Source organism: Nodosilinea sp. FACHB-141 (assembly GCF_014696135.1).
Lineage (GTDB): Bacteria > Cyanobacteriota > Cyanobacteriia > Phormidesmidales > Phormidesmidaceae > Nodosilinea.
Genome location: NZ_JACJPP010000011.1, coordinates 340,917 through 353,044, shown reverse-complemented (window position 1 = coordinate 353,044; position 12,128 = coordinate 340,917). Strand labels below are relative to the sequence as shown.

Here is a 12,128-nt window from a genome sequence, read left to right as displayed (position 1 = left end):
CAACGGATGACTGGGCTAACCTCAGCGGCTAGAGTCTTTAGACCGCTGGAAGTCTCGCAGAGCGCGCTGGGTTTTAGGCCCCGCCACCCCATCTACCGGGCCAGGGTCATAGCCGCGCTTGGCCAGCTGCTGCTGCACCTGGCGAGCGCCCTCGGCCAGACTTTCATCTAGCTCTTCAAGCAGCTCTAGGGCTTTATCGCCGGGGTTAGCCGTCTGGGTGAGGTCGAGCAGTTCGCGCAGCCGCGCCTTGAGATTTTCGTTCACCGAGGCGTAGACCCGCGTGGCGCTGCCCAGACCAATAGCGTGGTCGATGAAGTGGTCGGCTTCGTTAATCCAAAAGTCGAGGCGGCCATCGTCTTCGGCGAGGGCAAGCAGCTCGTCAAGGCGCTGGCCTTCGGTATCGCTAAGGCTGGGGCGAACCGCCAATCGGCAGTATTCTTGCACCAGAGCCAAACAGTCGGCGTCGGCAATGCCTGGAATTTGCTGCGTTAACGATTCACCCATAGTCTGACTCGCCTGTGTTGGTACGGTATCAACAAAGCATGCAACAAAGCTAGATCTGTAGTTTACCCGCTGCTAGACCGGCTCCACGAGGGGGAAAACCCCCAAAGGCATTAGTGACCAGCCATTTTGTGGCCAATGTCGGCGATGTCGGCCTGCTCAACGGGGCTCTCGTAGACAAACTGGCCGTCGCTAATCACCAGAATGCGATCGCTCAAGGCCAGCAGTTCGTCGAGATCTTCGCTCACCAGCAGCACTGCTACTCCGCGGTTGCGGGCTTCCACTAAGGCATTGTGGATCTGCTCTACAGCCTGAAAATCGAGGCCGACGCAGGGGTTGGCGGCAATCAGCAGATTGACGTCGGGGGACGACAGCTCCCGCGCCAGCACCGCCCGCTGCACGTTGCCCCCCGACAGGTTTTGAATCGGGGTATCGGGGGAGGGGGTCTTGACAGAGAATGCCGCAATTAATCCCTCAGCCGCCTTGCGGATAGCCCCGAGCATTAGCCACAGGCGAGCGCGGGCTTGGGGAGGGCGATCGAAGGTGCGCAGGGCCATGTTTTCGGCTACGGACATACCGGGCACGCAGGCGTTGCGCAGGGGCTCCTCGGGCAGAGTGCAGACGCCGTGGCTAAACATTTCGCTCCGGGTGGCGCGGTAGGGGTCACCGTTGACCTCGATGTGGCCATGGGTGGGCGATCGCTGCCCTGCCAGCACCTCCACCAGCTCCCGCTGGCCGTTGCCCGAAACCCCGGCAATGCCGACAATTTCGCCGCTGTGCACCGTCAGGTCGAGGGGGCCAAAGGCGGGTAGGCCGTTGTCTTTGAGCGCCTCTAAGCCATGCACCGTCAGCACGGGATGGCGCTTTGCAACTGGGGCTTTATCGACTGTCTTGGTCACCCGCTCGGCTCCCAGCATCATGCGGGCCATATCGGCCACGGTCAGGTCGGCCACGGTCCCGTGGCCCGCCAGATGGCCCTTGCGCAGCACCGTCACCTCATCGGTAAAGGCCAGCACTTCGCGAAACTTGTGGGTGATCAGCAGCACGCTGAGGTGGCCCAACCGCACCTCCTGGCGCAGCAGCCCCAGCACCTCGTCGGCCTCGTCGGGGGTGAGCACTGAGGTGGGTTCGTCTAAAATGAGAATGCGGCTTTGCAGGTAGAGCTGCTTGAGAATTTCGAGCTTTTGCTTTTGCCCCGCCGCCAACTGACCTACAGGCGTGTCGAGGTCGACCTGAAAGGGCGATCGCTCCATAAAGGTGCGCAGGGCAGCGTACTCGCGGTTCCAGTTGATTACCTGGGTGCGATCGTAGCGGCTAAGCACCAGGTTTTCGGCCACCGTCATGGCGGGCACCGAGGTAAAGTGCTGGTACACCATGCCAATGCCGCAGCCGTGGGCATCCTTAGGGCTTTTGATCGGGTAAACCTGATCATTGACCAGGATTTGTCCAGCAGTAGGTGAGTAAAAGCCCATAATGCACTTCACTAGGGTGCTTTTACCGGCCCCGTTTTCCCCCAGCAGCCCGTGAAAGGTGCCGGGTTTGAGGGTGAGGGTGACGTCGTTGAGGGCCACTAGGCTACCAAACCGCTTGGTCATGTTCACCACCTTGAGTTCGGGGGGTGAACTAAGGTGCAGCAGAGGCAGAGCAACGGTGGTCATAGGTAGCTCAAAAATCTCGACGGGAATCGCTACAGGGCAACTATCCAAGACTCCCAGACCGGTTGGCCTAGGCCCGATGCCAAGATTGAGGGCATCATACAGCCACAGCCTGGCCCAGAGCTGTTAGCAAACGCTCATTTTCATCAGCGGTGCGCACCGCCACCCGAAAGTAGTCTGCCCCTAGCTCAGGGAAACTTAAACAGTCGCGAATCAGCACGTGATGGCTGCGCAGAAGTTTTTCTTGCAGTATCGGGGCAGGAATCGTGGTTTTAACCAATAGGAAGTTGGCGGCTCCTACCAAGGGCCGTAGCTCAGGAATGGCCTGCAAACCTTCGAGCAGTGCGGTACGGACGGGGGGCAACCAATCCCAAGTGCGGGTTTGAAAGGACTTATCCTGCACCGCTGCGATCGCCGCCGCCGCCGCCAGGGCATTCACCGGCCAGGGGTCGCGCCAGCGCTGCCAGCGGCGCAGGCGGTCGGGGTGGCCCAAGGCGTAGCCAATGCGCAGACCCGGCAGGGTATAAAACTTGGTCAGTGACCTGAGCACCACCAGATTCGAGTAGCGATCAAGTTCACCGACTAACGACTGCTGCTCGTCCGGCGGCAAAAAATCCATAAAGGCTTCATCCACAATCACGGCGCCAGCGCGATCGAGCAGAGGCTTAAGGCTATCTATGCTGAATAAACGGCCAGTGGGGTTGTGGGGATTGTTGATTAAGATGCCGGCTGACTCGGCATTAGGCCAGGAGATGGCGCTTTGAACGGTACCATGCTCCGCAATCTCTTCTAGAGAAAGCGGCCAGGGCTGAATAGGAACCCCAAAGGCTGATAAGGCGCGTCCATAGTCACCAAAGGCCGGAGTCAATAGGTGGCAACCCACCGCAGCAGGCCCTTCAGCTAGATCTCGGGCGGCCCAGGTGAGCAGTTCAGCCGCACCGTTACCAGGCAGCACCCAGTCGGCAGGCACCTGGTGGTAGCTGGCCAGGGCACGGCGCAACGCAACGTAGTCGGGGTCGGGATAGTGGCGCAGCTGCCCCAGGGCCTCGGCCATAGCTAGGACTACCGACTCGGGCGGCCCTAGGGGATTAATGCTGGCCGAAAAGTCTATAAGAGAATCGGGGGAACAGTTGGCGATCGCAGCCGCCCAGACCAGGTTTCCCCCGTGAACGGGTCGAATTGAAGCTGTGGGAGCAGACGGGATGAAAGTCAAGGGGGCGGTTACTTGGCCACTTTTTCTTTAAACAGTTTGCCAGCGGAAAATGCAGGTACCTTGGTTGCTGGAATTACCATGGTGTCGCCGGTTTTAGGGTTGCGCCCTTCCCGCTCTTTGCGTTCGCGGCGCTCAAAGGAGCCAAACCCTACTAGGGTGACTTTTTCGCCTGTAGCAACAGCTTCCATAATGGCGTCAATGGTGGCCGTAATCACCGAGTCAACGTCTTTTTTGGTCATAGACTTATCGCCGGCAGAGGCTTTCTCAGCCACCTTATCAACGAGTTCAGCTTTGTTCATAACTGTCTCCTATGGGCAAAGAACACTGGGATAGCAGCCGCAATTTGACGATAGACCCAGAGCACGTACAACGGCCCCGGCAGCCAAAACGGCTGAAACCCCTGTCAATTCAGAATTTCACTGCCCCATTCTAAGGGCATCCCTAGAAAAGTGGATCGCCAAAACCTTTAATTTATGTGGATTCCGGGGTTTTTTAAGAAATCTAAACAACTAAAAGCCCTAGACCACTGCTGCTAAGCGGTCTAGGGCAATGTTCCAAGCCCTTGCCTATTAAGGGATACAGAGGTTTGATGTCAGTCTAGCTAGCAGGGCTACCCGACCAGTTAACCCAATCCTGGGGCTTAAGAAATACGTCGTATAGCCGAGCTTCAGGGCTCTCAGGCTCGGGGGTATAGCCGTATTCCCAGCGCACCAGCGGGGGCAGCGACATCAGAATCGACTCGGTGCGCCCATTGGTTTGCAGACCAAAGATCGTGCCCCGGTCATACACCAGGTTGAACTCGACGTAGCGACCCCGGCGGTAGAGCTGAAACTGCCGCTGGTGCTCGCTGTACTCCGTAGCGTGGCGACGCTCCACAATGGGTACGTAGGCCGGTAGGAAGGCGTTGCCGCAGTCGCGGGCAAAGGTAAACAGGTCGTCCCAACTGCGGGGGGGAAGCTCGCCAATGCCCTGGCTGGTTTGATCAGCGGCTTTGTCCGCATCGGGACCTCGGTAGAGCATCCCCTGACCGTCCTGGTAGTCAAAGAAAATACCGCCCACGCCCCGGGTCTCGCCGCGGTGCTTGAGGTAGAAGTACTCGTCGCACCAGGGTTTGAAGACCTTGTAGTAGTTGGGATTGTGGCGATCGCAGGTATCCTTCAGCGTCTGGTGAAAATGCACCACGTCTTCGTCGAAGGGGTAGTAGGGGGTGAGGTCGATGCCGCCGCCAAACCACCACACTGGGCCAGCCTCAAAGTAGCGATAGTTGAGGTGTACCGTCGGGATGAACGGGTTGCGGGGGTGCAGCACCATGGAGGTGCCGGTGGCATAGAAACGGTGGCCTGCCGCTTCGGGGCGCTGTACCAAAATCGACGGCGGCAGGTGGTCGCCCCACACTTCAGAAAAGTTAACGCCGCCCTGCTCAAAGATATTGCCCTGCTTGATCACGCGCGATCGCCCGCCGCCGCCCTCGGGCCGCTCCCAGGCGTCTTGCTGAAATTGGGCACCGCCATCGAGGGTCTCTAGCTTTTGACAAATGCTGTCTTGCAGCTGCTTCAGCATAGCGCTGACGCGATCGCGAGAATCCGTTGGAGGTGCGGTATTGGTAGCAGCGGGCTTAGAAACAGGGGTGGTGGTCATGGGCGTGGAGAAAACAATATGTTATGTCGGCACCGGGTCGAATATGTCACACTGTGGAATGGCCTAAACAGGGTTTGCGGATCCAATTTTTCCCGCTGCCTGTATTTGCCCGATGGCCGTCTAGGCAGTTTGGCCTTAGGCAACACCATGTCACGGTACCCAGTTTTCACACGCTACCGTGAAACCCGACCCAACACCAACCTCATCCGCCAGGTTGAGAAAAATGTTTAGAAACGCAACGTTCTGTAACGACAATTCGGCCTAGCCCAGCTTTTTTTGCCCCCGTAACGCCCGCCATGATCGTCTTGCCAGCCCCCTCAACTTGTTATGGCCGCCAAGCTCCAGCCTGGCGGGTCAGCGATGGAGGGCGTCGCCATGTTTAGCGTCGGGCGTTTTCCACGCCCGTTTTTGACCCTCCTGCACCTGATCCATCGCTGGGTGCAGGTGCAGCAGCAGCTGGAAAAGTCTTATCTAATCGTCAGCACTGCCTCGGTTGAGACTCTCTGGCAGACGATCATGAACCTAGCTGATGTTTCCTGGCACCCGTTGCTGACCAGCACCAATGCGCCCCAGGGGCTAAAACCTAAGCCGGGGCTAATCTACCGAGCATTCACCAGAATTTGTCCCATTCCTGTCAAGATTTTTGTAGAACGGGTGCAGCCCCATGAACTGATGAGCGTGCGGGTATTACCTATTCCCGGCCTGGAAGAGCGGGTCACCTACCACCTCAAATCCACCGTGCGGGGCACTCAGATTTCTTACTCAGTCACCCTACGGGGGTGGCTGTCGCCCCTGGCCTGGTCGCTGCTGCGTCCCTACGCCGCCAAGGTGGCCTCGGCCTTGGCCGAAGCCGCTGAGCACCCCAATCTGCTCAACGGCCCCAACTCTCGCTTTCAAGTTTGGTAGCACCGCTTGCCCTAAGCACTTGTGCTCAAGGGGCGACCGGGCAGCTTAAGATAGGGGATGGTTTGCTTAATCTCGTGACGTGCGAGATGAGCAGCGTTGGGCAATGCCCACTCTACCGATCGCCAACAATTGTTTACTAGGGTTGGTGATTCAAAGCCGTCTACTGTCGATGTCGTCCATTCTTTAACTTGCTGGCCACTCCCTCAACTCCATGAGCCCAACCCTCTCCGAAGCTTCTGTTTTAGACGTGCTGCGCCCGGTGCAAGACCCGGAGCTGCAAAAAAGCCTGGTAGATCTCAATATGATCCGCAATGTGGCGATTGCAGACGGCACTGTCAGCTTCACCCTGGTGCTGACTACCCCCGCCTGCCCCCTGCGCGAGTTCATCGTTGAAGACTGTCAGAAAGCCGTGCGATCGCTGCCGGGGGTGGAAACAGTCAAGGTAGACGTCACCGCCGAGACGCCCCAGCAAAAGGCCCTGCCCGATCGCACCGGCATTGGCGGCGTCAAAAATATCATTGCGGTTTCTAGCGGCAAGGGCGGCGTGGGCAAGAGTACCGTAGCTGTGAACTTGGCCGTTTCCCTGGCGCAAATGGGCTCAAAGGTCGGCCTGATCGACGCCGATATCTATGGCCCCAACGCGCCGATCATGATGGGTCTGACCGAGGCTCAGGTGGTGGTCAAGCAGGGAGAAGTGCTAGAGCCCGCCTTCAACCACGGCGTCAAAATGGTGTCGATGGGCTTCTTAATCGATCGCGACCAGCCGGTGATCTGGCGCGGCCCCATGCTCAACGGCATTATTCGCCAGTTTCTCTACCAGGTGGAGTGGGGCGAGTTGGACTATTTAATTGTGGATTTGCCCCCCGGCACGGGCGACGCCCAGCTCACCCTGGCCCAGGCAGTGCCCATGGCCGGAGCGGTGATCGTCTCTACCCCTCAGTCGGTGGCTATTTCTGACGCTCGTCGAGGGCTGAAGATGTTCCAGCAGCTCCAGGTGCCGGTGCTGGGCATTGTCGAAAACATGAGCGTGTTTATTCCCCCCGACGCGCCCGACAAGCGCTACGACATCTTTGGCTCTGGCGGCGGCGAGCTGCTGTCTAAAGAGCTAGACCTGCCGGTGCTGGGCTGCATTCCGCTGGAGATGGCGGTGCGCGAGGGCGGCGACCAGGGCATACCCATTGTGGTGCAGCACCCTGAGTCCGAGAGCGCTAAGGCGCTGCGAGCTATGGCCCAGCAGGTGGCGGCTCGGGTGTCTGTGGCGGCGTTGGCGTCTTAGGTTGGGGTTTAGGGTGCAAGGTATAGGGTTTAAGGTCGTCCCTTGAACCCTACGCCTTGCACCTTCTGCCGCTTGTTCTTGGCATAATCAATTGGGCGAACTGGTAGGCAACGGCAATGTTTTTAACCGATGCGCAAAAGCAGTGGCGATCGCTGGCGGTAGGCTGGCAGGGCATCGATTGGGTGCTGGTGGCGCTGCCCGTGGCGCTCACGGCTTTTGGGGCGGTTGTCATTCATAGCATTCAGCGCAACACAGTTGACGGCAACTATGGATTGAACCATGGCGTGCTGGGACTGATTGGCCTGAGCATTGCCCTGTGGGTGTCCCGCAGTCGCTACGAGCACCTGCTCAACTGGCAGTGGATTATCTACGGCATCGTCAATCTGCTGCTGGTGGCGGTGATGTTTATCGGCACCGTGGGCGGCGGTGCCCAGAGCTGGATTGCCCTGGGCGGCTTCTACGTGCAGCCTTCAGAGTTTGCCAAGCTGAGCATCATTATTACCCTGGCGGCAATGCTCAGCCGCCGCGACGCCTCCACGCTTTGGGGAGTTGGCAGTGCGATCGCCGTCATTGTGCTGCCGTGGGTACTTGTCTTCGTTCAACCTGACCTAGGGACTTCGCTGGTGTTTGGGGCGATTACCCTAGGCATGCTCTACTGGGCCAACTGCAACCCCGGCTGGTTGGTGCTATTTGTGTCGCCCTTAGTGGCGGCGATTATGTTTCACCTGGTGCTACCTGGCTGGCTGGTGTGGAGTTTGGCTATGGGGCTGACTGCTTGGTTTACGCTGCCCTGGCGCTGGTTTAGCACCGTGGTCGCCACGGCGGTGAACCTGATTGCAGGCAAACTGGGCGACGTGCTGTGGGGCCTGTTGCAGGACTACCAGAAAGATCGTCTGGTGTTATTTCTCGACCCGCACAAAGATCCGCTGGGGGGTGGCTACCACCTGATTCAGTCGCGCATTGCCATTGGGGCGGGTAAGCTCTGGGGCCAGGGTTTGGGCAACGGCACCCAAACTCAGCTCAACTTTATTCCTGAGCAGCACACCGACTTTATCTTTTCGGCGGTGGGCGAAGAGTGGGGTTTTGTGGGGTCGATGGTGGTAATTCTCACCTACTGGCTAGTTTGCTATCGCTTGGTGATTATTGCCCAAAACGCTAAAGACGACTTTGGTTCACTCCTAGCAATTGGGGTGTTGTCAATGATTACGTTTCAGGTGGTGGTCAACATTGGTATGACCATTGGTCTGGCGCCCATTACCGGCATTCCGCTGCCCTGGCTGAGCTACGGGCGATCGGCACTTCTGACAAACTTTATTGCCCTAGGCATGGTGGAGTCAGTGGCAAACTTTCGCCATCGCCTGAAGTTTACAGATTAGGGCGATCGCCTAAATTCTCCACCTTCACCCTTGCCAGACGAACCCTATCAGCGCTGAACCTAGCGACCGAGGGACCGCTCAGTTCTGTAAGAAGCGGCAGATTGTGGAACCGTCTCTATGGGGCTCTCAAGCATGAGTTGGTCTAGCTGGTTTACCTACAGTCCTTTTTGGCCACCGTTCCCGTTTCCGATTGAAACTGAGTTGCTCTCAACCTGCTTAAGGTAATTTTGCAGGGTAGTAATGGAGCGGTGGTTGCTCTCTACGAACTTAGGCACCAGTCTCAATTGAGTGACTACTTTCTCCAAATAGGAAACACGCCCTTCAAGAGCCGTTGTTTGTTGGATGGTAGGTTGAATTACCTGAAAGATTTTATGCAGATTGGCGCGGTGCTGCTCCTCGGTTGTTTCAGCAGCGGTTTCGATGGTGTCTAAGCGAACGCTAAATTCAGCCATTTGCTGGGTCGAGGTTTGGGCCCACTGCTGAAGGTGGGACTCGTTTTCTAGAGAGATTGCTAAAGTCTCTGAAATCGTGCCCAGGTCAACCTGTTGCAATATCTTCTCGACTTGGCTGAGGCGGCCATCAAGTTTGACCACCGCCTGATTGAGAAGTTGAATAGAGTCTTGCCAATCTGGAGTGCCTTGCCGAGCAGATTCAAGCTCCTGAAGGCGGCTTTCAAGCAGGGCAATTGACTGGGTGCGATCGCAAGCTTCCTCAATCAAAACGCTAAATTTTGCCAGCAGCTGGTCTACCACACTCGCTTGGTTGGTCTCTTCCAGTGGTGGAGCCTCGGCATTGGCCACCTGCTCCTCAGCTGGGTCGGCCGGCGGGGGAGGCTCTGGTTTTGGCGAGGTTGCTTGCGTTTCGAAGGTGCGATTTGCCAGGCTGATCAACCATTTCGCCACCGCCATAATGGTTTCCTCAACCACCACCTGAGCCATCGACTCCGGTGGTGGGCTTGGGGAAACCGGCGAGGCTGTCGTCGGCTGACAGATTGGCACTTTTTTTCTGATCAACAGTCGAGATAGCCAGCTCATAATCGACGTCCTGCCGTGCCGATAGGGTTCATTGGGGTGCCCTTTGTTGCTCGAAGTTAGGCATTGGGTTTATTGCCAGTAACAGGAACTAGCTTATAGAGCGTCGCTTGCTCGGCCTCCGGTGCCAGATTGGCAGACGCAGTGGTTTCCTCCACTACGCTCTTAACGGTGTTCACCGTACTGCCAACCGTCTCCTGAACCTCATCAGCGGTGTTTTGCACAGTATGAACGGTACTTTTTACAGTTCCGCTAATACCCTCAGCTGTTTCTCGCACCGCTTCGTTGATCTCCTTGGCGGTCGTATTGACCCCAACCGCAACACTTTGGACCGCATCGCCCACGCCTTTAACGGTTTCGTCAATTCCAGCAGTCGTTTTTCTAACGGTATTGCCAACTCCCCGCACAGAGGTGTTAATGCGATCGACAACGCTTCTGTTGGTCAAGGCGCCGGCAATACCCCCTAGGGTGGCCCCTATCAAAGCCCCAATGGCCACCTTAGTAAACGCCTGACTGTTAGGACCGACATTTCGCTCAGAGGAATCAGACTCATCCTCGACCGTTGGAGAAATTTGATTCCCGTTCCTGGTAGTGACGGTTTCATCGTTAGGTGTAGACATTATTTTCTCCTTGGCTTCTCATTGGGGCGAGTGGCCTCAAACCCTAGAGAGGCAGAGGGCTGGGGAGAAATCGTAATTTCTTCTTGAACAAATTTGTTGGCTGAGGTGGAATCGTCTACACCGCTTTGAATTTCAGCCTCTGATTTCCAGTCGTCAAGATTGACAGTCTCTGCCTCAATGACATCTAATACATCACTCATTTCTGAAGCAGGTTCATCAACCGCTAAAATATCAGCCATCTCTGAGGTAGAACCCATGACGGCTTGATTACCCACTAAAACGGGTTGTTCAACCGTTGAATCATTAGACATCGGGCGCTGAGTGCCCTGAGCAATGTCCTTAACGGTTTGGTTAATCTGCTCGGTCGTAGGTTGAACGGCTTCAGCCGCAGTGGTCTTTGCTTGTTGAGCCCCTTCAGTGATGCCCTCAGCAATGTCCTTAACAGTGTGGTTGATCTGCTCAGTCGTAGAGTGAACAGCTTCAGCCGCGGTGGTCTTTACTTGTTGAGCCGCTTCAGTGATGCCCGCTGTTGCGCCTTTAACCGTTTGGTTCACCTTCTCAGTCGTGGTATGCACCACGTCGGCAGTGGTCGATTTCACCTGTTGGGTGCCTGTCGTGATGCTCTGGGCGGCATCTTGGGCCGAGCCCACTACGGCGTAAGTTGCACCCTCACCCACGCTCCTGGCGGCGTCACCGACTCCTTGGGCAGCCTGGCTCAGGCCTTGACCAATGGTTTTAAAGGCGCGGCTTACCCCTTGGGCACTGTGGTCAAAGCCCTTAGAGGTTTTGCGATTGGCCAAAGCAGCAGCCAGTGTGCCTAGGGTTCCGCCTACTAGGCCACCAACCAATAACCGGGTCAGCGTTGGGTTAGACTGACTCTCCTGGGTTGGTTGGGGTGGGCTCTGCTCTGGTTTCACTTCGGTTTTGACTTCGGCGTCGATCGCGGGTTTAGCCTCTACCTCATAGACGTTGGTTGGGGGCACTTCACCGTGAACCTTGACGGTGGGTGAAAAACTTGTTGCAGGGCTGACGGACTCAGCATCAGTCTGATTTTGGATTGTGACTTGTCGATCGCTATTCATAGAGACTCCTGATTTTGTTGATGATTTTTGAGTAATGCTTTTGATTGATGATGGTGTCAGTAATTGTTATGAATTCGAAACAAAACTAACTTCTTCTCACCTCAAGAGCGAAACGATACAGAGGTCTAGGAAAGGGGTTTCTAGCTGCTCTTTGCTACCGTTTGAATTCACTGTCACCCTATCAAGCTCAGCGACGACCTTGATGAAACTATGGAGGTAGATAAAAGAATCTATAGGGGTAGATCGCACGGGTGGAGAGGCGGCGATCGCTTTGACGCAGGTTTAGAGAGCAACCCGTAGCTGACAGACGTCAACTACTGCCATCAGCTACACAGTTTCAGGTGATGATCAACATTGGTATGACCATTGGCCTGGCTTACATTACAGGCATTCCGCTGCTGGGGCTGGAGCTACGGGCGCTCGGCGCTGCTTTTGATTCATTACATTAGACACAGCGGCTAGCGCTCAATGGTGAAGCTATCAAAATGAGCTGATCCTGTATAAGGTTCAGTCTCTACCCCAGTAACTCGGGCACCCACTGGTCCTTGATGAGCCCAGTGCAGTAGAGCCTTGAGCTGGTCGCTGGTACCCATTGCCACAATTTCAACGGTGCCATCTGGCTGGTTGCGTACAAAGCCCTTAACCTTTAGCTGTTGGGCTGTCTGGCAGGTGTGATAGCGAAACCCAACTCCCTGCACAGTCCCACGAATCACCGCTCGAATTTGTTCCATAATCCCTGGTCTATAGGTTGATCACGCCAAGATTTTCGCATAGGGCGTTTGCTCTACCCCGTACCCCTCACGCCCTGGCGATCGCAACCGCTGCCCAGG

Annotated in this window: 12 protein-coding genes and 1 pseudogene; 4 read left to right on the top strand and 9 right to left on the bottom strand. The window is 56.5% G+C overall.

Annotated elements, in window-relative coordinates; all coding sequences use genetic code 11:
- Window positions 1-21: 21 nt before the first annotated feature.
- The 5 genes from H6F59_RS10170 to hemF all read right to left on the bottom strand — a co-directional run bounded on the left by H6F59_RS10170 (window position 22) and on the right by hemF (window position 5,007).
- On the bottom strand, window positions 22-504 hold the full coding sequence (locus H6F59_RS10170) for a peptidoglycan-binding protein (protein WP_190698504.1): 483 nt from the start codon (window positions 502-504) through the stop codon (window positions 22-24).
- 110 nt (window positions 505-614) lie between these two features.
- Window positions 615-2,159, bottom strand: a complete 1,545-nt coding sequence (locus tag H6F59_RS10165; protein WP_190698500.1) for an ABC transporter ATP-binding protein — start codon at window positions 2,157-2,159, stop codon at window positions 615-617.
- A 94-nt stretch (window positions 2,160-2,253) separates the two neighbouring features.
- On the bottom strand, window positions 2,254-3,369 hold the full coding sequence (gene cobD / locus H6F59_RS10160; protein ID WP_199325716.1) for a threonine-phosphate decarboxylase CobD: 1,116 nt from the start codon (window positions 3,367-3,369) through the stop codon (window positions 2,254-2,256).
- 8 nt (window positions 3,370-3,377) lie between these two features.
- The gene (locus H6F59_RS10155; RefSeq protein ID WP_073609394.1) at window positions 3,378-3,668 is read right to left on the bottom strand and encodes an HU family DNA-binding protein; all 291 of its coding nucleotides are present in this window, start codon (window positions 3,666-3,668) and stop codon (window positions 3,378-3,380) included.
- 298 nt (window positions 3,669-3,966) lie between these two features.
- Window positions 3,967-5,007 (bottom strand): oxygen-dependent coproporphyrinogen oxidase, encoded by a 1,041-nt coding sequence (gene hemF, locus H6F59_RS10150; protein ID WP_190698497.1) that lies wholly within the window; start codon window positions 5,005-5,007, stop codon window positions 3,967-3,969.
- Between the two features lie 327 nt (window positions 5,008-5,334).
- Between hemF and H6F59_RS10145 the strand changes: the two genes are divergently transcribed.
- From H6F59_RS10145 to rodA, 3 genes are all read left to right on the top strand, one after another.
- Window positions 5,335-5,913 (top strand): SRPBCC family protein, encoded by a 579-nt coding sequence (locus H6F59_RS10145; RefSeq protein WP_242021373.1) that lies wholly within the window; start codon window positions 5,335-5,337, stop codon window positions 5,911-5,913.
- Window positions 5,914-6,124: 211 nt separating this feature from the next.
- Window positions 6,125-7,189, top strand: coding sequence for an Mrp/NBP35 family ATP-binding protein (locus H6F59_RS10140; protein WP_190523129.1), 1,065 nt, complete (start codon window positions 6,125-6,127; stop codon window positions 7,187-7,189).
- 116 nt (window positions 7,190-7,305) lie between these two features.
- Window positions 7,306-8,565, top strand: a complete 1,260-nt coding sequence (gene rodA, locus H6F59_RS10135; RefSeq protein ID WP_190698492.1) for a rod shape-determining protein RodA — start codon at window positions 7,306-7,308, stop codon at window positions 8,563-8,565.
- Window positions 8,566-8,720: 155 nt separating this feature from the next.
- Here rodA and H6F59_RS10130 read toward each other — a convergent pair whose 3' ends face one another.
- Genes H6F59_RS10130 through H6F59_RS10120 form a run of 3 tightly spaced genes read right to left on the bottom strand, consistent with a single transcriptional unit; the run spans window position 8,721 to window position 11,298 of the window.
- Window positions 8,721-9,599 carry a hypothetical protein gene (locus H6F59_RS10130; RefSeq protein WP_190698489.1) on the bottom strand — a complete coding sequence of 293 codons (879 nt, stop codon included), beginning with the start codon at window positions 9,597-9,599 and terminating at the stop codon, window positions 8,721-8,723.
- 56 nt (window positions 9,600-9,655) lie between these two features.
- The gene (locus H6F59_RS10125; RefSeq protein WP_190698487.1) at window positions 9,656-10,216 is read right to left on the bottom strand and encodes a hypothetical protein; all 561 of its coding nucleotides are present in this window, start codon (window positions 10,214-10,216) and stop codon (window positions 9,656-9,658) included.
- The gene (locus tag H6F59_RS10120; protein ID WP_190698484.1) at window positions 10,216-11,298 is read right to left on the bottom strand and encodes a hypothetical protein; all 1,083 of its coding nucleotides are present in this window, start codon (window positions 11,296-11,298) and stop codon (window positions 10,216-10,218) included. Before H6F59_RS10120 ends, H6F59_RS10125 begins: the two co-directional genes overlap by 1 nt.
- A 335-nt stretch (window positions 11,299-11,633) precedes the next feature.
- Between H6F59_RS10120 and H6F59_RS27580 the strand changes: the two are divergent.
- A pseudogene (locus H6F59_RS27580) lies at window positions 11,634-11,760 on the top strand (FtsW/RodA/SpoVE family cell cycle protein); the annotation flags it as partial.
- Here the strand turns inward: H6F59_RS27580 and H6F59_RS10115 are convergent.
- Window positions 11,757-12,029, bottom strand: coding sequence for an acylphosphatase (locus H6F59_RS10115; RefSeq protein WP_190698481.1), 273 nt, complete (start codon window positions 12,027-12,029; stop codon window positions 11,757-11,759). The pseudogene H6F59_RS27580 and the gene H6F59_RS10115 sit on opposite strands and share 4 nt — an antisense overlap.
- Window positions 12,030-12,128 lie beyond the last annotated feature (99 nt).